Origin of the sequence: Actinokineospora terrae (assembly GCF_900111175.1) — a bacterium.
Classification (GTDB): domain Bacteria; phylum Actinomycetota; class Actinomycetes; order Mycobacteriales; family Pseudonocardiaceae; genus Actinokineospora; species Actinokineospora terrae.
On the sequence record NZ_FOGI01000007.1, the window covers coordinates 45,394 to 66,979 of the forward strand.

At 70.2% G+C, this 21,586-nt stretch carries 20 protein-coding genes, 1 tRNA gene and 1 riboswitch; of the genes, 11 read left to right on the plus strand and 10 right to left on the minus strand.

Features of this window, described 5'->3' with window-relative positions; translation table 11 throughout:
- Positions 1–154 precede the first annotated feature (154 nt).
- Positions 155–2,164 (plus strand): bifunctional MFS transporter/dTMP kinase, encoded by a 2,010-nt coding sequence (locus BMY07_RS16655; RefSeq protein WP_092779970.1) that lies wholly within the window; start codon positions 155–157, stop codon positions 2,162–2,164.
- The gene (locus tag BMY07_RS16660) at positions 2,164–3,354 is read left to right on the plus strand and encodes a DNA polymerase III subunit delta' (protein ID WP_092779245.1); all 1,191 of its coding nucleotides are present in this window, start codon (positions 2,164–2,166) and stop codon (positions 3,352–3,354) included. The genes BMY07_RS16655 and BMY07_RS16660 overlap by 1 nt, the downstream gene beginning before the upstream one ends.
- Here BMY07_RS16660 and BMY07_RS16665 read toward each other — a convergent pair.
- Positions 3,351–4,886, minus strand: a complete 1,536-nt coding sequence (locus tag BMY07_RS16665) for a hypothetical protein (protein WP_245782444.1) — start codon at positions 4,884–4,886, stop codon at positions 3,351–3,353. The genes BMY07_RS16660 and BMY07_RS16665 overlap by 4 nt on opposite strands.
- Positions 4,887–4,976: 90 nt before the next feature.
- Here BMY07_RS16665 and BMY07_RS16670 point away from each other — a divergent pair.
- A tRNA-Thr gene (locus tag BMY07_RS16670) sits at positions 4,977–5,050 on the plus strand.
- Between the two features lie 65 nt (positions 5,051–5,115).
- On the opposite strand, the gene BMY07_RS16675 is transcribed toward BMY07_RS16670, so the two are convergent.
- The gene (locus BMY07_RS16675; protein ID WP_092779249.1) at positions 5,116–5,892 is read right to left on the minus strand and encodes a TetR/AcrR family transcriptional regulator; all 777 of its coding nucleotides are present in this window, start codon (positions 5,890–5,892) and stop codon (positions 5,116–5,118) included.
- Between the two features lie 44 nt (positions 5,893–5,936).
- Between BMY07_RS16675 and BMY07_RS16680 the strand changes: the two genes are divergently transcribed.
- Together BMY07_RS16680 and BMY07_RS16685 are read left to right on the plus strand one after the other, a co-directional pair.
- Positions 5,937–6,680: a bleomycin resistance protein gene (locus BMY07_RS16680; protein ID WP_218150681.1), complete on the plus strand. Its 744-nt coding sequence runs from the start codon at positions 5,937–5,939 to the stop codon at positions 6,678–6,680.
- Positions 6,656–7,282, plus strand: a complete 627-nt coding sequence (locus BMY07_RS16685; RefSeq protein WP_092779251.1) for an MSMEG_1061 family FMN-dependent PPOX-type flavoprotein — start codon at positions 6,656–6,658, stop codon at positions 7,280–7,282. Before BMY07_RS16680 ends, BMY07_RS16685 begins: the two co-directional genes overlap by 25 nt.
- A 311-nt stretch (positions 7,283–7,593) precedes the next feature.
- Here BMY07_RS16685 and phnE read toward each other — a convergent pair whose 3' ends face one another.
- The 4 genes from phnE to BMY07_RS16705 form a co-directional block, all read right to left on the minus strand.
- The gene (gene phnE, locus BMY07_RS16690) at positions 7,594–8,361 is read right to left on the minus strand and encodes a phosphonate ABC transporter, permease protein PhnE (protein WP_092779253.1); all 768 of its coding nucleotides are present in this window, start codon (positions 8,359–8,361) and stop codon (positions 7,594–7,596) included.
- A complete protein-coding gene (locus BMY07_RS16695; RefSeq protein WP_245782474.1) occupies positions 8,358–9,017 on the minus strand; it encodes a phosphonate ABC transporter ATP-binding protein in 660 nt (219 codons plus the stop codon). Before BMY07_RS16695 ends, phnE begins: the two co-directional genes overlap by 4 nt.
- A gap of 324 nt (positions 9,018–9,341) precedes the next feature.
- The gene (locus BMY07_RS16700) at positions 9,342–10,235 is read right to left on the minus strand and encodes a phosphate/phosphite/phosphonate ABC transporter substrate-binding protein (RefSeq protein ID WP_092779257.1); all 894 of its coding nucleotides are present in this window, start codon (positions 10,233–10,235) and stop codon (positions 9,342–9,344) included.
- Complete coding sequence (locus BMY07_RS16705; protein ID WP_092779259.1) at positions 10,232–11,347, minus strand: TIGR03364 family FAD-dependent oxidoreductase; 1,116 nt, start codon at positions 11,345–11,347, stop codon at positions 10,232–10,234. The genes BMY07_RS16700 and BMY07_RS16705 overlap by 4 nt, the downstream gene beginning before the upstream one ends.
- Before the next feature lie 145 nt (positions 11,348–11,492).
- Here BMY07_RS16705 and BMY07_RS16710 point away from each other — a divergent pair, with 145 nt between their 5' ends.
- Both BMY07_RS16710 and BMY07_RS16715 read left to right on the plus strand, forming a co-directional pair.
- Positions 11,493–12,239, plus strand: coding sequence for a GntR family transcriptional regulator (locus BMY07_RS16710; RefSeq protein WP_245782445.1), 747 nt, complete (start codon positions 11,493–11,495; stop codon positions 12,237–12,239).
- Positions 12,236–12,910: a phosphonatase-like hydrolase gene (locus BMY07_RS16715; RefSeq protein ID WP_092779262.1), complete on the plus strand. Its 675-nt coding sequence runs from the start codon at positions 12,236–12,238 to the stop codon at positions 12,908–12,910. The genes BMY07_RS16710 and BMY07_RS16715 overlap by 4 nt, the downstream gene beginning before the upstream one ends.
- A 448-nt stretch (positions 12,911–13,358) precedes the next feature.
- On the opposite strand, the gene BMY07_RS16720 is transcribed toward BMY07_RS16715, so the two are convergent.
- Together BMY07_RS16720 and BMY07_RS16725 are read right to left on the minus strand one after the other, a co-directional pair.
- Entirely contained in the window at positions 13,359–15,080 is a 1,722-nt protein-coding gene (locus BMY07_RS16720; RefSeq protein ID WP_092779264.1) for a serine/threonine-protein kinase, read from the minus strand.
- Complete coding sequence (locus BMY07_RS16725) at positions 15,077–15,919, minus strand: hypothetical protein (RefSeq protein ID WP_245782446.1); 843 nt, start codon at positions 15,917–15,919, stop codon at positions 15,077–15,079. Before BMY07_RS16725 ends, BMY07_RS16720 begins: the two co-directional genes overlap by 4 nt.
- Positions 15,920–16,027: 108 nt before the next feature.
- Between BMY07_RS16725 and BMY07_RS35425 the strand changes: the two genes are divergently transcribed.
- Entirely contained in the window at positions 16,028–16,975 is a 948-nt protein-coding gene (locus BMY07_RS35425) for a hypothetical protein (RefSeq protein ID WP_245782447.1), read from the plus strand.
- On the opposite strand, the gene BMY07_RS16740 is transcribed toward BMY07_RS35425, so the two are convergent.
- Positions 16,958–17,944, minus strand: coding sequence for an LLM class F420-dependent oxidoreductase (locus BMY07_RS16740; protein ID WP_092779972.1), 987 nt, complete (start codon positions 17,942–17,944; stop codon positions 16,958–16,960). The two genes, BMY07_RS35425 and BMY07_RS16740, sit on opposite strands and share 18 nt — an antisense overlap.
- Before the next feature lie 24 nt (positions 17,945–17,968).
- Here BMY07_RS16740 and BMY07_RS16745 point away from each other — a divergent pair, with 24 nt between their 5' ends.
- Positions 17,969–18,487 carry a gamma carbonic anhydrase family protein gene (locus BMY07_RS16745; RefSeq protein ID WP_092779266.1) on the plus strand — a complete coding sequence of 173 codons (519 nt, stop codon included), beginning with the start codon at positions 17,969–17,971 and terminating at the stop codon, positions 18,485–18,487.
- Between the two features lie 174 nt (positions 18,488–18,661).
- Positions 18,662–19,663, plus strand: a complete 1,002-nt coding sequence (locus BMY07_RS16750; protein ID WP_092779268.1) for a LysR family transcriptional regulator — start codon at positions 18,662–18,664, stop codon at positions 19,661–19,663.
- Positions 19,664–19,668: 5 nt separating this feature from the next.
- Here the strand turns inward: BMY07_RS16750 and BMY07_RS16755 are convergent, their stop codons facing one another.
- The gene (locus BMY07_RS16755; RefSeq protein WP_092779270.1) at positions 19,669–20,121 is read right to left on the minus strand and encodes a DUF4442 domain-containing protein; all 453 of its coding nucleotides are present in this window, start codon (positions 20,119–20,121) and stop codon (positions 19,669–19,671) included.
- Positions 20,122–20,171: 50 nt separating this feature from the next.
- Positions 20,172–20,260, plus strand: a riboswitch (ZMP/ZTP riboswitch).
- A gap of 33 nt (positions 20,261–20,293) precedes the next feature.
- On the opposite strand from BMY07_RS16755, the gene BMY07_RS16760 reads away from it, so the two are divergent.
- The gene (locus BMY07_RS16760) at positions 20,294–21,547 is read left to right on the plus strand and encodes a serine hydroxymethyltransferase (protein ID WP_092779272.1); all 1,254 of its coding nucleotides are present in this window, start codon (positions 20,294–20,296) and stop codon (positions 21,545–21,547) included.
- Positions 21,548–21,586: the final 39 nt, after the last annotated feature.

Genomic DNA, 21,586 nt, shown 5'->3' on the forward strand with positions numbered 1-21,586 from the left:
GTGCCGTGCGCCACCCGGATGACCAGGTCAGACCGGTTCCCCGGTTACCCTGGGGCCAGGTCGGACCGCGTGGAAGGTGGGTGGGGGTCTGAACGGCGAGAGCAGTGCGGGCACCGGGACGGTCGGCGAGACCTCCTCCGGCGCCGAGACCTCGATGGCGCACCGGGCACGCAGCGTGCTCGCCATCCGCCCCTTCCGCAGGCTGTGGGGGGTCACCTACCTGTGCAGCGTGGCTGACTGGCTGTCGTTGCTCGCGTTGACCGGCCTGGTCAGCCAGGCCACCCAGGACTACAAGACGCAGAGCTTCGCCTTCGCCGGGGTCGTGCTCACCCAGCTGCTGCCCGGCCTGCTGTTCGCCCCGCTCGGCGGCCTGTTCGCCGACCGGTTCGACCGGCGCAAGGTGATGGTGTTCGCCGACGTCGGCCGGTTCGGCCTGCTGCTGTCGATCGCCATCGTCGGCTCGCCGCTGTGGCTGTTCGTCGGCAACTTCCTGGTCGGCTTCTGCGCGCTGCTGTGGATCCCGTCCAAGGACGCCGCGGTGCCCAACCTGCTGCGCAGGCCGGACCAGGTCGAGACGGCCAACCAGCTCGGCATGGTCATGACCTACGGCATCGCGGTGATCAGCGCCGGTGGCCTCTACGCGGCCATCACCGGCATCAACACCAACTTCAGCCTGCAACGCGCCGCCACCGAGTCGGGCGCGTCCGAGGCCGGGGCGACCAGGCTGGTGCTGTTCATCATCGCCGCCCTGTACCTGGCCAGCGCGGCCACCATCGCCACCAGGATCCCGGAGCTCTCGCGGCGGGTGACCTCGGCGCCGAAGGCGGTGGAGTCCGACAAGCCCGACACCAGCGGCGGGTTCGGCGCCATGCTGCGCGACGCGGCCACCTTCGTGCGGACGTCGCCGCTGGTGCGCGGCCTGCTCATCGGCATGATCGGCGCGTTCGTCGCGGCCGGGGCGCTGGTCGGGTCCTCGCAGGTCTACGCGACCAGCGTGCTCGGCGGTCAGGCCAGCTTCGGCCTGCTGTTCGTCGCCCTGTTCATCGGCCTGGCCACCGGCATGGGCGGCGCGCCGAAGCTCGCCCGCAAGCTGCCGCGCAACCGGCTCTTCGGCATCGCGATCGTCACCGCGGGCATCGACCTGCTGCTGGTGGCGCTCTCGCCGCACCTGGTGGTCTCGCTGATCACCTGCGCCATCCTCGGCATGTGCGCTGGCGCGGCGTTCCTGACCGGCGTGACGATCATCGGCACCGAGGTCGACGACGCCATCCGGGGCCGGATCAACGCCATCTACCAGTCGCTGATGAAGATCATCTTCGCTGGCGGGATGGCGCTCACCCCGGTGCTGGTCGGCCTGGTCGCCCCGCACAGCGTCACCCTGTTCGGCCGGTCGATGATCATCGACGGCACCCGCCCGGTGCTGCTCGGCGCGGGCCTGCTGGCCACCGTGATGGGCGTGCTCGCCTACCGGCAGATGGACGACCGCCGGTCGGAGACGATCCTGTCCGACCTGCGCGCCGCCATCGGCCGCAAGCCCAAGCGCCGCTCGACCGGGCTGCTCATCGCGGTCGAGGGCAACACCCACATCGACACCTCCACCCAGGCCACGCTGCTGGCCGACTGGCTGCGCGCGAACTCCGGCACCGACGTCCTGCTCGCCGCCGACCCGGCGCTCGACGACGTGCGGCTGCGGTCGGTGCTCACCGAGGCGGGCCTCAACAGCGCCCGCGCGCACGCCCTCGTCGCCGCCGCCGTGCGCGCCGACCTGGTCGAACGCGAGATCCAGCCCGCGCTCGACCGCGGCGCCGTCGTGGTCATGGAGCGGTTCGTCGACAGCCCGCTCGCGCACCTGTCGGTCGCCGCGGGCCTGGACCCGACCGAGCTGGAGGGCCTGGCCGACTGGGCCACCGAGCGGCTGCGCCCGGACATCACCGTGCTGCTCGACCGCGACCCGGCGACCCTGCCGCCGCGCGCCGGGAACGCGGAGCATCATTGGCACGTGCAGAGCGTGCTCACCGACATGGCCGCCGCCGACCCCGACCGCTACGTGGTGGTCGACGGCGACGGGTCCGCCTCCGACGTCCACGACCGGGTCCTGATCGCGGTCAAGACCACCATGGCGGGCCGCAAGCTGGCCCGGTTCGCGCAGGCGGAGTCGTACTGATGACCGTCTGGTCGCAGTTGGTCGGCCAAACCGAGGCGGTCTCGGTGCTCAGCACGGCGGCCACCGCGGCAGCCGAACTGGTCGACGGCACCGGCTCCGCCGCGGGCATGACCCACGCCTGGCTGTTCACCGGCCCGCCCGGCTCCGGCCGCTCGGTCGCCGCGCGGGCGTTCGCCGCCGCGCTGGAGTGCACCACCCCGGGCGGGATCGGCTGCGGCGAGTGCCAGGGCTGCCACACCGCGATGTCCGGCACCCACGCCGACGTGCGGATGGTCGTCCCCGAGGGGCTGTCGATCTCCGTGGCCGAGATGCGCGCCCTGGTGCAGACCTCGGCGCGGCGGCCGACCGGCGGGCGCTGGCAGGTCGTGGTGATCACCGACGCCGACCGGCTGACCGAGGGCGCGGCGAACGCCCTGCTCAAGGCGGTCGAGGAACCCCCGCCGCGCACCGTGTTCCTGCTCTGCGCGCCGTCGGACCACCCGGACGACGTGTCGGTGACGATCCGCTCCCGCTGCCGCGTGGTGGCGCTGCGGACCCCGTCGGCCGCCGCGATCGCCGAGGTGCTCCAGCTGCGCGACCGGATCGACGGCGAGACCGCGACCTGGGCGGCGTCGGTCAGCAGCGGGCACGTGGGCCGGGCGCGGCGCCTGGCCACCGACCCGGCCGCGCGGGAGCGCCGGGACAAGGTGCTGCGCATCCCGATCAACCTGCGGCGGCTCTCCGACGTGTTCGACGCCGCCGACGACCTGGTCAGTGCCGCCGAGGCGGACGCGGGCCAGGTCAGCGGCTCGCGGGACGAGGTGGAGAAGGACGCGCTCAAGACCGCGCTCGGCGCCGGGGGCACCGGCAAGGGCGCCGCGGCGGCCACCAGGGGCAGTGCGGGCGCCATCAAGGAACTGGAGCGCAGGCAGAAGTCCCGGGCCACCAGGACCCAGCGCGACGCGCTCGACCTCGCCCTGGTCGACCTGGCCGGCTTCTACCGCGACGTGCTGGTCACCTCGTCCGGCTCGGCGGCGGCGCTGAACCACCCGGACCACTCCACGAGTTCTCGGCAGGCGGCGGAGAAGTGGACCCAGGAATCCACCCTCCGCCGCTTGGAAGCGGTTCTCGCCTGCCGCGAGGCCATTGAGCTGAACGTCAAACCGCGCATCGCCGTCGAGTCGATGATCACCCAGTTGTATATGGGCTAGACCCGCTTCCTGCGCGGCAGTGCGGCAACGAGGACGACGCCGAACAGCAACATTCCGGTGCCCGCCCAGAAAATGGGCACGGAATGGTAGGCGGCGTTCGTGTAGGCCAGCTGCGGGCCCTTTGGCTGCGGGGCGGGCGGTTGTTGGGGAGTGCTCGTCGCGGTCCCGCAGACCACGCCACCGGTGGGTGCGTACGCCCGGGCCACCTGTTCGCCCAGGGAGATCTGCGCCAGCGCGGACGGCAGGTTCGGCAGGCCGAGGGCGTCGGTGGGCAGCACCTGGAGGTCGAGCAGCCGCGCGGTCGCCCCGAGTTGGTAGCCCTGGAACGGCTGCGTGGAGTCCTCGCCCTTCTGGTTCAGCCCGGCGACGGAAAGCCGCAGCACCCCGAGGTCCAGTTTCGACAGGCCGGTCGGGATCACCTGGCCGTTGCCGAGCAGGTCGCCGATGATGGGCAGCTTCTCCACCGGGTTCTGCAGCGGGATCCCGATCGGGACGTCGAGCCGGGGATTCGCGGCGTCCAGTCGGCCGAGGCTTTTCCCGCCCTGCACCACGTCCAGGATCGGGGCGGTGTAGCGGACGGTCGAAGTGGCTTTGTCGCCAGTGGACGTGACGGTCAGGGTCGGTTGGCTGACGACGTTGACGGACAGTTCGAACGGGGTGCCCGCGAGCAGTTTCACGGCGGCCACCTGCATGGTCGAAGTGGACTCGACGGCCTTGTTCGGGGACCCGGGGATGTCGACCAACCGGACCACGGACCGGGCAGCGAGGGTGTTGGGGAGGCTGAGGAGCGCGGACTTCGCGCCGAGCACGCCACCGAGGGTGCTGAGGCCGCCCGCGAGGTTCTTCAGCCCGTCGACCACGGCCTGGTCGGCTGCGGGGTCGAGGTTCGGGGCGTCGAACACGCCCGCGAGGTCAGGGGTGCTGGGGAGGGTGGGGATCGCGTTGAGGGCGGAGAGGCTGGCCAACTCGGTCGAGGAGTCCGCGATCGTCCCCACGCACGGGCCGAGGGTGTCACTCCACTGCGCGTGCACCTGGCCGTTGAGCAACCCGGCCTTGACGAGGGTGTCTAGCGGCGTAGAGGGAGGGTTGATGCCACCGCTGTTCGGCTGCACATTGTTCGGCGGCGCCGTCTGCGCTAACGCTCCCGGAGTCTGCGGACTGGCCCCCTGAACCGCGATGCCCCCCGGCGACGCCTGCGCGATGACCTTCTCGAAGCTGAGGTACGCCTCCGAGTTGACCTGCGCACTGGCCAACCCGAACCCCACCTCCACCCCGGCCTGCTTCGGCAGCTTGTCCTCAGCCCCCGGGATGATCGACCGCGTAGGCGCCGTGTTCGGTAAGAGCCGGATCACCGCCAACCCCGTCCCCGCATCCCCAACCGCCCGCCCCAACGGCCGCACCCCCACCGGCGCCGAAGCAGGCGGCCCGCCCGGATCCACCACCGGCGGCACCGGGGTGGTCGGTTGCGCCCCCGCGGGCCCGGCAGCCAACACCAACACCGCCACCGCCCCGGGTAAGGCCAACAGCCGCATCACAGCTCCTCTCGCGCACCTACTCCCCAGTAAACGACGTGGGCGCCTGCAAGTCACGCCCCAGCACCCGCTATAGTGGTCACCGGTCACGCCGCCTTAGCTCAGTCGGCCAGAGCGGTTCACTCGTAATGAACAGGTCAAGGGTTCGATTCCCTTAGGCGGCTCAGCCAGAAGGCCCAGGTCAGTTCGCTGACCTGGGCCTTCTTCTGTCACCGGCCAGGATGCACGGTCAGGTGGTGGTCTTCGCGGTGGTGACGCGGGTGGTGAGGGCGTCCAGGAGCAGGGATAGGCCGTGGGTGAAGCGGTCTAGGGCGCGTTGCAGGGTGTAAGGCTGCGTTGTCGACGAGACGGTGAAGGCGCCTCTTGTTGCTAGGGCGGTTAGGTGGGGGAAGCGGTTGTTGAGGCGTTCGTCCAGGAGGGGGGCTCGCGCGGTCCACCACTCGTCGTCGGTGTTGCCGGTGTGGGAGAAGGCTTGTTCGGCTTCGACGACTGGTGCCGCGGCGCCGCGGGTGTAGGAGTCGAGGGTGGCGATGTGGTTCGCGATGTCGAGGGCGGGGAGGTCGAGGCCGTCGAGTAGCGCCAAGGCGGCCTCGTAGCGCGCGATCACGTTGGGGCCGAACACCGTGCGGGACGTCGCGATCTGCAGCAGCCACGGGTGTGCGCGGTAGTTGGCGAGGTCGGACTCGGCGAGGTCGCGCAGACCGGTCTGCCACCCGTTGGCGGCCGAGGGCAGGGATTGGGTGCCCGCGACGCGGTCGACCATCAGTTCCAGTAGTTCCGCCTTGCCCGGCACGTAGGTGTAGAGCGATGCCGCACCGATGCCGAGGGCTTGGGCGAGGGAGCGCATCGACAGGGCGGAGGGTCCCGCGCGGTCGGCCTCGGCGATCGCGGTGTCAACGATGCGCGGCAGGTCGAGCCGTTGCCGAGGTCCGCGCTGCGGTGCGGGAAGCCCGTCCCACAGCAGCATCATCGTGCGCGCCGCGTCCCCGCGTCCGGCGTACTCCATCTCCGCGCCCTCCTCATACTCCGAACAGTGTACGGTCTAGTGGTATGTCCACCGAGTTGGTCATCCCCGGTCTGCCCTGCCGAGATCTCGACGACGTGCTGCCCTTCTACACCGCGCTCGGGTTCGAGGTGACCTACCGCCAGCAACGCCCCAACCCGTTCGCCTCCGTCCAGCGCGGTGGCATCTACCTGCACTTCTTCGCCGTCGAGGGGTTCAACCCGGCCGACTCGATGGGCAGCGTGGTCATCGTCGTCGCGGATACCGAGGTGCTGCACGCCGCGTTCGCCGCCGGGTTGCGGGCGGAGTTCGGGAAGGTGCCGGTGTCCGGCATCCCGCGGATGACCAGGCCGCGGCGCAAGCAGGGCATGTCGGCGGGGTTCAGCGTGGTCGACCCCGGTGGGAACTGGCTGCGGATCTCCGGTCGCACGGGGGACGAGGCCGCGCCGGAGAGCGGGCTCGGCAAGGCGGTGGAGGCGGCGGCGCGGCAGGCCGACGCGCGTGGTGACGTCACGGCCGCGGTCCGCGTGCTCGAGAACGCCCTCGCCCGGCACGCCGACGCGCCGCCCGCAGACCGGCTGCCTGCCTTGGTCTACCTGGCCGAACTGCGAGTCCGCGTGGGCGAGTCCCCTGCCGAGCTCCTGGAACAGATCGACGCGTTGGAGCTGACTCCTGCCGATCGGGAGGCGCTGGCCTCGGACCTCGCCGCCCTCGCGGAGCTGAGGGGGGAGCGGAAATCCCACGACACCGGGGATAGCGTGGACCGGTGGACTACTTCTGGGGAGCGATAGCGGACGAGGCGGGGCTGCGGGAGATCTACGAGGAACCGCAGCGCAAGCACGACAAGGTCATCCACGAGGTGGACGCGTTGGCGCGGGAGTTCGTGGCCTGCGCGCCGATCGTGTTCGTCTCCAGCTTCGACGCGGACGGGCACTGCGACGTGACGCCGCGGGGTGGGCCGCCGGGGTTCGTGCACGTGACGGACGACGGGACGGTCCTGATCCCGGACGCGACCGGCAACCGGCGCATCGACACGTTGCGCAACGTTGTGGCGACCGGGCGGGTCGGGCTGCTGTTCGTCATCCCGGGGCGCGGCCAGACGCTGCGGGTCAACGGGCAGGCGTGCGTGACGGCGCGGGCCGACCTGCTCGAGGGGCTGACGGCGGTCGGGAAGCCGCCGCGGGCCGCGCTGGTCGTGCGGCCGGAAGAGGTGTTCACCCACTGCCCCAAGGCCTTCGTCCGGTCCATGCTGTGGGAACCGGGGACGTGGCCGGGCGCGGAGGCGCAGCCGGACCCGGCTGAGCTGTCGCACGCGCACATCGGCGACCCGGAGCTGACGGTCGAGGACGTGCGGCAGAGCCAGATCGACTCGTTGCGCTACCGGCTTGAGTGATGCGGCTCGGGTCCGCGGTGCCTGCCAGCACGATCCGTCCGCCCGCCGAGGTCAGCCGGTCGGGCGTCGACGGCGTGGACACCATGGCTTGCGCCTGCGCGGGTGGTGTCGCGCCGTGGACGTGGTGGCGGGCGCCGCGGACCCGGGTGGGGTGGTGGGCGGTGCGCTGCCCGCCGCCCCGGCACCGCCCGGTCGCGGGCCCGCGCTGAGGGCGCGGCTGCGTCTCCCGTGACCGGACGGTGTGGAAAGTCCATCGGAGACAGACACCAGCTGTTACTTGAAGGTTCATCTGTCACTCGAACGGCGCAAGGTCAGCCGAGCCGCCGCCGGACCGCCGCGCTGAGCAGGTCGACCGCCACGATCAGCACCAGCACCATCAGGATGTAGGTCGCCATCTGGTCGAACTGGAACAGCTGGATCGACTGGTTGATCAGGAACCCCACCCCGCCCGCGCCGACGAGCCCGAGCACGAGCGAGGACCGCACGTTCACGTCGAACCGGTACAGCAGCAGCCCGACCAGCGCAGGGACCACCGCAGGCAGGACCGCGTTCGCCACCACCTGCGCCTCGCGCGCCCCGGACACCCGCAGCGCGTCGGCCGGGCCGGGGTCGATCTCGTCCATCGCCTCCGACCAGAGCTTGCCCATCACGCCCACGTTGTGGCAGATCAACGCCAGCACGCCCGCGAACGGCCCGAGCCCGACCGCGGTGACGAACACCAGCGCGAACACCACGTCCGGCACCGCCCGCAGGAACGACATGACCGAGCGTGACAGCTGGTACACGATCCGGTTTCGCCCGCGCGTGCCCATGACCGCGAACAGCAGCGCCGCCGGGATGGACAGCGTCGTGCCCAGCAGTCCGATCGCCAGTGTCGTCAGGCAGCCTTCGAGTCCGGGTTGGACGACAGTGTCCCAGTCGAGGTCCGGCGGGAGGGCCTCGGCGAGGAACCGCGCCATTCCCCGCCAGCCGTCGACCAACGCCGCGGGCGAGACTTCCGTTGTGCCCCAGGCGAAGACGTGCGCCACGCCGAGGACCGCGATGACGACGGCGGCGGTGAGGTACTTGCGCGTGGTCATGCCGGGACCCGATCCGGTGCGTACAGCGCGTCGATGTCCACATCGGACAGTTCAGCGGCCGCGGTGGTGAGCCGGATCTCGCCGTGCAGCAGGCCGATCACGCGGTCGGCGTGCCTGCGCGCGAGGTCCGGCTGGTGCAGCACGGCCGCGACGGCCAACCCGTCTCGGTGCGCCAACTCGACCAGCAACTCCATCACCTGGGTCGCGGCAGCGGGGTCGAGCGCGGACACCGGTTCGTCGGCCAGCAGCACTTCGGCCCCCTGGCACAACGCCCGCGCGACCGCGACTCGCTGCTGCTGCCCGCCCGACAGGGATCCGGCACGGTCTCGCGCCCGGTCGGCGAGCCCGACGCGGTCCAGGCACGCCATGGCCTTCTCGCGCAGGTCCCTGGGGAACAGCGCCGGGGTGAGCGACCGCGACAACGGCAACCCGGCCAGCCCGCCCGCGCAGACGTTGTCGATCACGTTGCGCCTGCGCACCAGGTGGATCTGCTGGAACACCATCGCAGCGCGTCCGGAGTGGACGGTGATCTCCCCGGCGTCGGCCTCGGCCAACCCGACGACACACCGCAACGCCGTCGACTTCCCCGACCCGTTCGCGCCGAGCAACACCACCAACTCGCCCGCCCGGACCTCGAAATCAACCCCGTTCAACACGGTCCGGTCGCCGAACGATTTCCGCAGCCCTTTCACCGAAAGCGCATTTCTCACGACTTCCCACTTTCACCCATCCGGCTGACTTCCCTGCTGCTGCTCGTCACCCCAGCTCGCTGACCTGCGGATCCCTCCATCCACAACCCCCGACTTGTCCACAGATCGCCCTCACTCCGCCCCTCGCACCCCCCACCCCCGGTAGACTGGCCCAGGGACGCCCCCCGGGAGTGGTGGGGGCTGGGCGACCAGTCCAGTGGCGGGAAAAGGCGCTGGAATGGGGCGGAAATGGGACGGTAATGGTGCGAGAAAAGGGCGGGAAAGGGAGGGTTAAACGTCGCCTTCGGTGAGGCCGAGGGTGTCGGCCAGGTCGAAGAGGGGCTGGTAGGTGGACTTGTCGACCGCGACGAGGGGGCCTGCGGGGTCGACGTCGAGGAACTTGCCGACGGCGGCCACCTCGGCGGGGGTGAGGGAGAGCAGGGCCTTGCGGGCGGCGGCCTTGAACTCGGGGCTCGCGCTGCCCGCGACGGTGATCGGGTCGTTGGGGATCGGGTCCGACGCCCAGACCTGGCGGAAGCGGGACTCGTCGAAGGTGCCCGCGGCGCGCGCGGTGGCCAGTTGCTGGGTGTTGATCTCGGCGGCGTCGACCTTGCCGTTGGTGAGGGCCAGCAGGGCCTCGGGGTGCCCGCCCGCGTAGTCCAGCTTCAGCGCCGACTTGTCCAGGCCGATCTTGGCCAGCGCGGCGCGGGGCAGCGCGTCGCCGGAGGTGGAGCCGGGCTCGGAGAGGGCGAGGGACTTGCCGCGCAGGTCGGCCAGCGACTGGGCGGGGGAGTCCTTCGGCACCCAGATCCCGGCCTTGTAGCTGGTCAGCGTGCCCTGCGCGTCACCGAAGGAGGCCAGCGGCTCGGCGTTGGCGCGGCGGCTGGCGAACACGAACCCGAGCGGGCCGAACTGCGCCAGCTCCAGCTTCCCGTTCTGCATGGCCAGCACCTCGGCCGAGTAGTCCTGCACGACCTGCAGCTTCACCGGGCAGTTCAGCTCCCGCCGCAGCGCGCCGGTGAGGACCTCGTAGGCGGGGGTCAGCTTGGCCGGGTCCTCGTAGGGCTCGATGCCGAACCTGACCTCGCCGCCCGGGCAGGACGGTGATCCAGTCGCGGCTTCGTTGCTACCGCAGGCGGTCAGCGCCAGCGCCGCGGTGGCGATGAGGACAACGATGCGCTTCATGGTGCTCCTAGGCTGTCGAGAACGGTGGGGGCGAGGCCGAACGCGGTGGTCATGCCGATCCCGGAGGTCACGGACACCACGCCGACCCCGGGGGAGGGGGTGGCGATGAGGAACTCGGACCGCTCGGAAGCCGCGTACACCCCGCGCCAGCGGGCGCGGACGGTGAGCCGGTCGACGCCGAGCAGCCGGGCGGTCTCCCGCAGGACGAGGTCGCCGGTCGGCTCGTCGTCGAACGGGTCGTGGGTGAGGCCGTACCGGTGGGTGTCACCGATGACGAGGTCACCGTCGGGTCGCTGGGTGAACATCAGGTTCATGACGACGTCGAGCAGCGCGGGGTCGGCGCGGGTGATCCGCTCCCGCACCGCGGCCGCCGACGGGCAGGCGGTGAGGCCCGCGTAGCGCAGCATGGAGAGTCCGGAGAGGACGGCGGGGGCGATCTTGATTGAGTCCGGTGTGGACACTTGGAGCATCCGCAGCAAGCACCGTTGCACGCCTGCGGCCTCGGCGACATCCGGCAGCAGGCGGTCGACATCGTGGCCAACGGCAATCACAACGTTGTCGGCGGTCACGGTGCCCCTGGTGGTGTGCACGGCGCCCGACTCGACGCCGGTGACCGTTGTGCGCCAACGGAAGTCGACGCCCTGTTCGGCCAACCACGCAGCCAGTGCCGGTGCCGCCTCGCGGGGGTCGACGCGCAGGTCGAGCGGGAACCACGCGCCGCCGATGACCTCGTCGGAGATCACCGGTAGGTGCGAGCGCACGCCGTTCGCGTCGAGCAGCCGCACCTGGTCGCCACGGTGCTGGGCGAACTCCGCGAGTACCGCGACCTCGTCCTGCGCGCGTGCCGCGACAACGGTTCCTGCCTCTGACACCCAGAAACCCGCCTTCGCGGCCAACGACAGCCACCGCTCCCGCGCCGCGAGCCCGTAGGCGAGGGCGTCGCCGTGCTGGGCGGTCAGGCAGATGTGGCCGAAGTTGCGGATGGACGCGCCGACCGCGCGTTCGTCGCGGTCGAGCACCACCACCCGCAGGCCGCGGTCGACGGCCTCGGCGGCGTGCGCCAGGCCGACGATGCCCGCGCCGACGACGACGAGGTCCGCATGGGTTGTCATGGCACAGAAGGTGCGGCCGGGCGGTGGGTGATCGCAAGACCTTCGCGGCACTTGTTTGGACAAGTTTCCACGTTGTTCATCCAGCTCAAGCCGGATGGCGCGCCGACTTGACAGCGGGTGGTGGGTGACTCGTATGGTCAAGTCTGTGACCCAGCCGCTGCACCACAGGGTGGCCGACTCGCTGCGTGGCCGGATCAGCCGCGGTCAGCTCGCTGTCGGCGCCGCGTTGCCGTCCGAGGCCCAGTTGTGCGAGGAGTTCGGTGCCTCGCGCGGAACGGTGCGACAGGCGCTGGCCGCGTTGCGCAACGAGGGGCTCATCGGCGGCGGCCAGGGCAAGCCGCCGGTGGTGCGCCAGGCGGCGGTGGCGCAGCCGTTCGAGACGTTCCTGTCGTTCACCCGCTGGGCGCGCGAGATGGGGCGGGAACCGGGGCAGCGCACCGTCGAGGTCGCCCGGCGCGGGGCCAGCCAGGTGGCCGCGGACGTGCTCGGGGTCGACGAGGGCACCCCGGTCATCGAGGTGCTGCGGCTGCGGCTGCTCGACGGCATCCCGACCATGCTGGAACGCAGCAGCTTCATCGAACCGGTCGGGCGGCTGCTGTTCGACTTCGACCCGGACGGCGGGTCGATCTACGCCCACCTGCTCGACCGCGGCATCGACCTGCGCGCCGCCCGGCACACCATCGATGCAATCGGTGCGAACGAGACCGACGCGGAGCTGCTGTCGATCCCTGTCGGCGCACCGTTGCTGCGTGAGCGCCGCCGAGCAACCGACGCCACCGGCGCGCGGGTGGAGTACGCCGACGACCGGTACCGACCCGACCTGGTGACCTTCACCATCGACAACGTGCAGGCGGGCCGGGTCAGCCCGCACATCCTCAAGGAGACCTCGTGAGCATCGACCTGGTGGCCCTCGACATGGCGGGCACCACCGTCCAGGAAGGCGGCGCCGTCTACCGCGCGCTCGCCGACGCCGTCGCCGCCGCGTCCGGCTCGCCCGTGCCCGCCGCCGACATCCAGCGCTGGATGGGCGCCGACAAGCGCGAAGCGATCGCCGCCCTGCTCGCGGGCGCCCCCGCCGAGGTCGACACGGTCTTCGACGACTTCCGCACCCGCCTCGCCGCCGCCTACGAAGCCGAACCCCCCACCGCGCTACCGGGCGTCGAATCCGCTCTTACCGAACTCCGTGCCCGCGGCATCAAGGTAGCCCTGACAACCGGCTTCTCCCGCGACGTCGCCGAAGACCTCTTGACCCACCTCGGCTGGAAAATCGGCGGCTGCATCGACGCCCTAGTCACCGCCGACGAGGTAGCCACCGGCCGCCCGGCCCCGTACATGATCTTCCGAGCCATGGAACTCACCGGCGTCCACTCCACCACCCGAGTCCTCACCGCAGGCGACACGGTGCTGGACCTCAGAGCGGGCACGAACGCCTCAGCCCAGTACGTAATCGGCGTCCTCACCGGCTCCCAGGACGCCGAAATCCTAGGCCAGGAACGCCACACCCACCTCCTGTCCTGCGTCTCCGAAATCCCCCTACTCCTCACCCGCAACGGCTCAAATTAGCCCCGATATCAGCCCTTGCTGATATGCCCAGGTGATCGCGCTACCGATATGAGCGACTGATATCGTCCCGCTAGTGCGTCATTTTGAGTACAGCTGACGAGGGCCGGGTGGGAATCCCACCCGGCCCCGACGGGTCGCCTGTGGGTACTAGTCGTCAGTCCAGAACCACAGCAACACCCGGATCGCGATGCCAAGGAGCGTCCAAGGCTGCAACCTTGGGCGCTCCCGGCGCGCACGGACTCGTCTTCGCTGTCCGTCGACCACTCATTCCTCCTAACCATGGGATTTCCCCAACGCGGCGGGAAGCTCCCGCCGCGAGTTCTCGTGGCAGGACTGAATGATCGATCGACAGCCTATCCCCTCGACTTGGATAGGCTTCGGCGGGTTCTTCGTGAAAATTTCAGGCAGTCCTGAAAATTTCACTCTCCAATTAGCCGTGTAATCGTGGCTAAGCGCGGGATCGGCGGGCGGACCAGGCTGTGGCGAGGACGAAGGCCGAGGCTGCGACAGCGCCTGCTAGGGCGGTGGCTATGGCGTGGGGTTGGGAGGGTTCGTGGGTTGTGATGGCGGTGATGAAGAGCCAGAAGGTGAGGCCGAAGAGCAGGCCGAGGAAGCCCGCCACGTAAGGGGCGGCGGGGCGGCGGTGGCCTCGGCGGAGGGCGCGCATCTGGGCTTCTATGTTGGCCAGGGCGAAGAGGGAGAGCAGGAGGCTGCCCGCGCCCATGATGGTGGCCATGGGGTGGGCGGCGGAGCGGAGGGTGAAGGTTTCCGGGTCCGCGTCGCCGAGGGTTATTTCGGCGGTTACGGCGCCGCCTGCTAGCCAGCGCATGAGGGCTTCGGGTTTGAAGGTGGTCTCGAACGTTCCCTCGGGCGTTGGTGCGATGACCTTGCGGACGCGGCCGAGCAGGACGTCGGCGGCGCGGAGATCGAAGCGGAGTTCCACGGCTGCGGTAGCGTGGCCCGCGACGGTGATCTGCTTGCTCAGGTCGACTTCGACCGTCGTGTTCGCGGGTTGGCCGTTCACCAATAGAGCTGACGGCGGGTGGTTCAGGGTTGCCGGGGACAAGAACGGCAGCACTACCAACGCGATAAGAGCCGCCGTTGCCACCAGAGCGGGCCACAGGGGTGACGGACCGCGGCGGGACATGAGTTCGCTGGCGGGGCGGAGTTCCTTGCCGCGGAAGTCGCCCATGGTGCGGGTCGGTTCCGCTGTCATGCCGCGGATGGGGGGTGTGACGACGGTAAGTGCGTCTGGTTGGCGGCTCAGTTGTTGGGAGATCGCGCCGGTGATGCGGGGGGCCAGGTGGACCGGAACGCCGGAGCGTTCGAGCCAGCCGGCGCCGAAGACGGCGGTGGCGGCGGAGCTGAGGTCGGTGGCGAACGCCTCGACGTCGCGGTAGCGGTGCTCGGGGTCGCGGGCGATGCTGCGCATGACGACCGTGGCCAGGGGCGCGGGCACCCGCGGGATCGGCGCCGGGTCGTTGAAGATGCGTTGGCGCATCATGCTCACCGCGCCGCGCGTTCGGTCGTACGGCAGTTCTCCGCACAGCAGTTCGTAGAGGACCGTCCCAGACGAGTAGATGTCCGCGGCCGGTGTAAGAGCGTTGCCCATCGCTTGTTCCGGTGCGATGTAGGCAGGGGTACCGAGCACCTCGCCCGCGTGCGTCATCATCGTCGCGCCCTCGCTGACCACCTGGGCGATACCGAAGTCCACGACCTTGAGCACGCCTGCCGACGTAAACAGCAGGTTCTTAGGCTTAACGTCCAGGTGCAGCACCCCGGCCTTATGCGCCGCGTGCAGCCCACCGAGCATCGCCAGCACTATCGCGCACGACTGCTCACCGGTCAGCCCCGCTCCGTGGAACCTGTCGTAGACAGTGCCGCCGTCGAGCTTCTCCATCACCAGCAGGTTGTCCGCGCCGGTCTGCACGTAGTCGTACACCGGGACGATGTGCGGGTGGTCCAGGCTGGCCAGCACCCGCGCCTCGCGGTCGAACCTGGCGTTGACCGACGGGTCCCCGACCAGGTCCGCGGGCAGCACCTTGATGGCCACCGCGCGGCCGAGCGAGCGGTGGGTGCCCTCGAACACCACGCCCATCCCGCCGGAGCCGATCTTGACCCCGACCTCGTACTGCGGGAGCGCGGTGGCGAGTGCCGCCGGGTTGCTCATCCAGGCCACCTCTTGGTGTTCGGCTGGGTGTAGTGATCCGTGACGCCCTGGGTGACGGCGCCAGGGTCAACGGCGGGCGGTAGCGCCACCGTCAGGTCGCCGTCCGACGCGGGCGCGACCGGGTGCGGGGTGAGGAACCCGAGCACCATGGCGATCGCCGACGCGCCGAACACGATCGGGATCTCGATCAGCGGGTCCGGCGGGACCAGCCGCAGCACCGACAGCGACACGACCGCCACGATCCCGGTGCCGATGCCCGCGGGCAGGAACCGCAGCGCCCGCCTGATCCGGTTCGGCGAGAGCTTGTGCCTGGCCAGCGCGACCAGCACGGTCGCCCAGATCGCCGCCGTCAGCAGCAGCATCACCAGGCCGAACACCCCGTACACCGACCACACCGTGCCGCGCACGTCCGCGACCGTCTCCGCGCTGCCGAGCACCACGCGGTCGTCCGACAGCAGCTCCACCGATGTCGGCAGCAGCCCGATCGCCTGGCCGTCGAGGTCGCGCACGTCGAGCGGGAACGTCCGGGTGACCCGGCTGCCCGGCTGCACCTCGAACGGCAGCGTCGTGTCGTAGGCGAAGAACGTCAGCGCTAGCGCGACACCGGAGAGCCGCACCAGGCGGACCTTCTGCACGCTCTTACCGCGGTTAACGGCTGTTACCGAAACTTCGGCGGCCTTGGCCGGGTCCAGTCGCACCGTACGGTCGGTGATGTCCTGACCGTCCAGAGTGACCGTCACCGTCAACGGGACGTCCGAATCCTGCGCTGCCGCAGGTGTTGCACCAAACAGCAGGGCTACCGTCACGAGAGCAACCGCGGCGGCGATGAGACGTCCCATGGGAAGACTCCCGGTTGAGGCAGGGCTGATCGGGGCGGAATGCTACAGCGGTCCGGGTTCGGGCCGGGGTGTTCCACGAGATCAGGGACATGGACAGGGGTACGAGCTGTGCGCAGTGTTGGACGCTTAGCGAGCATCACCGTTGCCGCGGCGGCGCTTTTGGTCGCGTTGGCACCGCTCTCATCCGCCGCGGTCCCGCCACCAGCGGTGTCGCTGAGCATCAGCCCGACCTCCGGCCCCGCGGGCAGCACTTTCACGATCTCGTGGAGCCTCGGCGTCATGGGCCTGTGCCGCACCCTCACGTTCGCCACGTCGCTCACCACGATCCCCACTGTGGTAACGAATGGCAATATCTCCGGCTCGTTCTCCGTGGTCGTGCCGAGGTCGGCGAAGCCGACGACCTACTCCATCACCGGCACCTGCAACGGCGACGGCGAGCAGGGGATCACGCGGTTCACCGTCACGGTCCCGACCACGACGACGACCACGCCCCCCACGACCAAGCCGACGACCACGACCGTCCCACCTGTGACCACCACCATCCCGCCGGTCACAACGACTACGTCACGTCCGACGGTCACCACAACGACAACCGGGCCGACAACAACAACCACCACGCCTGGTGTGACGACAACCGACACGACGTCGACCACTTCGGACACTACGACGACCACCGAGCCGCCTACGACAACGACGACCCCCATCGTCGACGAGAAGCCCGTTGACGGTGGCCTGAAGCTCGACCGCAAGAGCGTCCGCCCCGGCGACCCGCTCTCCGCCAAGGGCGCGGGCTGCACGCCGAGCCAGACGGTCATCCTGACCTCCGGCGGCGAGCAGGTCGGCACCGCTGTGTCCGACTCCGGCGGTGTGTTCACGGCGCGCGTGGAGTTCCCCAAGATCGTGCCCGGTCGGCACATCGTCACCGCGCACTGCGGCATCCAGCTGACCGGTGCCGTCGACCAGGTCGTCACGAGCGGCAAGGGGGGAACCTCGGGCACGTTGGTCGTGCTCGTGTTCTTCGTGCTGGCGGGCGCCGCTCTAATCCGCGTCGCGTAGGGCTGCCGCGACCGGCGGCGTCACCGTCAGCCTGGTGGCGACGTCGCCGTAGCGGCGCTTGATCTCCGCGGCCGCGGACTTCGGGTCGCCTACGACTGCGAAGGTGTTCAGGACCTCGTCGTCGACAAGAGCGTTCATCTCGTCCCACTGGCCGCGTTTGGACAACGCGTTGAGGTCGTCCTGGAGGGCGCCCCAGCCGTGGAGTTCCAAGACGCCGCGGTAGGCCGGGGTGGAGCCGTAGAACGCGATCTGCCTACGCACTTCGGCGATCGCGGTAGCCAGTTCCTCATCGGTCGAACCGCTAGCGACGAAACTCGGCCCGCTGATGTCGAAGCCGTCGAGCGTCTTACCTACCTTCGCCAAGCCGCACTCCAACGCAGGCAGTGTCACCTCGCGCAGGTAGCGCTCGGTGGAGAAACCGTGGCACAGCATTCCGTCTGCGACCTCACCGGCGACCTCGGTCATCCGCTCGCCGACCGCGGCGAGATAGACCTTGGGGTTGCCGTGCGGGTTAGGCCCAGGATTGAAGAACGGCGTCATCAGCGTGTGCGTGTAGAACTCGCCGAGGAAGCGCAAACGCTCACCGGTCTCGAACGCGGACCAGATAGCGCGAACGGCGAGCACGAACTCCCGCATGCGCGCGGCAGGCGCCGACCACGGCATCCCGAACCGCTTGGTGATGTGCGGCTTGATCTGCGACCCCAGCCCCAGCACGAACCGGCCGCCGGAGAGCAGCTGCAGGTCGTTCGCCTGGACCGCCACCGTCATCGGGTTGCGCGCGAAGGCCACCGCGATGCCGGTGACCAGCTCGACCCGCTCCGTCCGGCCCGCGGCGACGGCGAGTCCCACGAACGGGTCGATCTGCGTCTCGGCCACCCAGGCGCCGTCGTACCCGGCCCGCTCGGCTGCGGCGACCGCGTCGGCGGCCTCGGTCACGGTCGCGGCGTAGCCGCCGGAGTCGAGCATCATGCGGCCCGACATTAGTGTGGGGCGATGCCGTTGTACTCGTTCGAGGGCAAGAGCCCCAAGGTCGACCCGTCGGCGTGGATAGCGCCAACGGCCACCCTCATCGGCGACGTGACGGTTGGGGCGGACGCCTCGGTCTGGTACGGGGCGGTCATCCGCGCCGACTTCGGGCCGGTTGTCATCGGGGCCGGTGCCAACGTCCAGGACAACACGGTCATCCACGTCAACGCCAACGGCTGCGAGGTGGGCGAGAACGCCACGATCGGCCACCTGTGCGTAGTGCACGACTGCGTCATTGGCGCACAAGCCCTCATCGGCAACGGCGCGACCATCCAGGACGGTGCCGTCATCGGCGAACGCGCCTTAGTGGCAGCTGGGGCGATGGTGGGGCCGGGGACCCAGATCCCACCAGAGGTGGTCGCGATGGGCGTACCGGCGAAGCGGCAGGTACCGCTAGAGGGGACTTCGAAGGTGTGGGTCGACCACAACGCGACCGTCTACCAGCACCTCGCCCGGCGGCACGCCACAGGCATCGAGGAAGTGTGAAACCGGTGCCCGGCACGCCGTGGGTGGGCGGTGCCGGGCACCGGGAGTCTGCGGGACCCGGAGGTTGTGCCCCCCGGTCCGGCGCGCCCGACATCGGCGCGCGGCAAACCGGTATCAGAAATATGCCGCGTCGCTCTAGCTTGATCTCATCCGAACGGGGTATCAACTTCAGTTATGGCCGAACTCGAGCTCCGCCACCTCCGGGCGATCTGCGCCATCGCCGAGGAGGGCAGCGTGTCCAAAGCGGCCATCCGCCTCGGCGTGACCCAGCCCGCGCTCACCGCGCAGCTGCGCTCCATCGAGCGGCTGGTCGGCGGTGAGCTGTTCCGCCGCAGCTCCAACGGCAGCATCCCCACCGAACTCGGCCGCAGCGTGGTCCGCTCGGCGCGGGTCGTGCTGGAGGACATGTCGGCGCTGCTGGCCACCGCGCGCACGCACACCCAGAACCCGGCCGAGGCGCCGCTGGTCGTCGCGTCCAGCCCGATGCTGTTCACCAGCGCCCTCATCGCCGAGCTGCGCGCCTGGATCAAGACGTCCGAGCTGCGCACCGAGATCGACTCGTCCGGCCCGGCGCTGCTCGACCTGATCTCCTCCAAGCAGGCCGACATCGCCGTCTTCGAGCGCTTCGAGGGCATGGAGAACCGCACCCTGCGCGACGTCGAGGTCCGCACGATCGTCGAGGAACCGCAGTTCGTCGCCCTCAGCTCGGACAGCCCGCTGGCCGCCCAGGAGGAGATCGACCTGGTCGACCTCGCCGACCTGGACTGGGTCGTCCCCCCGCCCGACCAGGACACGATGCGCCTGGGCTTCCGCGAGGCCTGCGAGAAGCTCGGGTTCACGCCCCGCATCACCCACCACGTGACCGAGGGCCGCACGGCCATGGCCCTGGCCGCCGCGGGGGCGGTGTGCCTGGCGCAACCCGCGTCGCTGAGCGGCCCCGGCTTCGTGATCCGGCCCCTGCGCGGCGCCATCCTGCGGCTGCCGGTCGTCCTGGTGATCCGCCTGGACGGCGTCCTGGGCAGCCGCCGTCACGAGGTCTTCGCCTGCGTCGCCCACGCCTACCGCTCGATCGTCGACCGCAACCCGACCTACGCCCAGTGGTGGGCTGAACACCCGGAGGCCCACGTCGACGTCGACGCCGCCCTGGCCCTGCCCCGCCCTACCCGCCCGAGCTGAGTCCGTTACCGGGGCTTGTGGGGCTTGAGGGTCCAGGTGACGGTCATCTCGGTGGTCGGGGTGCCCTCGGCGTTGTGGATGGTGCAGTCCACTGTGAACTCGGGGCGGGTGCCCGCGTCGAGTTCGGCGGTGACCTCGGTGGCGGGGCGGGTCAGCACGGCGGTGGCGGTCAGCGGGCCCAGGGCGAGTTTGCGGTAGTGGATCTCCGAGCGGACCACCAGCGGGGTCGCGCGGGCCATCTCGGCGGAGAAGGCGGCCAGGGCGAGGGCGCCGGAGGCGGTTTCGGCGAGGCCGAAGATGACGGCGGCGTGGGGGCCGCCGACGTGGTTGCGGTGGGGTTCGGGGTCGGGGAGGGAACAGGTCACCCGGGTGGGCGTGACCTCGACGAACTCCACGCCTGCGGTGGTCACCCAGGGAACGGTCTTCTTCATCGCGTCGGCGACCCAGTCCAGGCTCATGCGGGCGAGATTACTCGTCGGTAACAAATGTCGGCAACGGGTAGGGTGCTACCCAGAGTCGTTACTGGCGTGTACGGGTGGAAGTGACCACTGGGGAGCGGCTGGAGCGGGTGCGACACCGAACGCCTGGGTGTCACCGGTCCCGTCGCCGCACGCTCTGGAAGGAACGACCATGCACCAGCCTGGTATCCCGCACCTGGCCGCCGCTGACGCCGAGGTCGCGGCGCTGGTCGAGGGGGAGGCCCGACGGCAGTTCGAGAAGGTCCGGCTGATCGCGTCCGAGAACTACGTCTCCGCTGCCGTGCTGGAAGCCACTGGCACCGTGCTCACCAACAAGTACTCCGAGGGGTACGCGGGCAAGCGGTACTACGAGGGCCAGCAGTTCATCGACCCCGTTGAGACCCTCGCCGTTGACCGCGCCAAGGCCGTGTTCGGGGTCGACCACGCCAACGTCCAGCCCTACTCCGGTTCTCCTGCCAACCTCGCTATCTACCTCGCGCTGGTAGAGCCGGGCGACACGGTCATGGGCATGGCGCTACCCGCGGGCGGTCACCTCACCCACGGCTGGGGAGTCTCGGCGACCGGTAAGTGGTTCCGCGCCGTGCAGTACGGAGTGCGCAAGGACACCGGCCGGGTCGACCTGGACGAGGTACGCGAACTGGCGCTGGCCGAGCGGCCCAAGCTGATCTTCTGCGGTGGCACGGCCATCCCGAGGACGATCGACTTCCCCGGGTTCGCCGAGATCGCCAGGGAGGTCGGCGCGGTGCTGGTCGCCGACATCGCGCACATCGCGGGCCTGGTCGCCGGTGGGGCGCACCCGTCGCCGGTCGGGCACGCGGAGATCATCTCGACCACCACGCACAAGACGCTGCGGGGCCCGCGCGGGGCGATGCTGATGTCCGACGCCAAGCACGCCAAGGCGCTGGACAAGGCCGTCTTCCCCGGTCTGCAGGGCGGCCCGCACAATCACACCACGGCCGCGATCGCCGTCGCGCTCGGCGAGGCCGCCAAGCCCGAGTTCCGCACCTACGCCGCCGACATCGTGGCCAACGCCAAGGCGCTGGCCGATGCCCTGGTCGAGCGCGGGTTCGACCTGGTCAGCGGCGGCACGGACAACCACCTGATCCTGATCGACCTCACCGGCAAGGGCGTCGCGGGCAAGCCCGCGGCCAAGGTGCTCGACCGCGCGGGCATCGAGCTCAACTACAACTCGGTGCCCTTCGACACCCGGAAACCGTTTGACCCCTCGGGCGTGCGGCTGGGAACCTCGGCGATCACCACGCGTGGTCTCCGGGTGGAGCACATGCCCCAGTTGGCCGAGTGGATCGACCGGGCGATCGCGGCGGGTGACGACGCCGAGGTGGCCGCCGTGGCCGCCGAGGTGCGCGAACTGCTCGCCGGGTTCCCGATGCCCGGGTGGTCTTGACCTGCGCTAACACCTGCTGAACGCCCGGTGTCGCGCGAG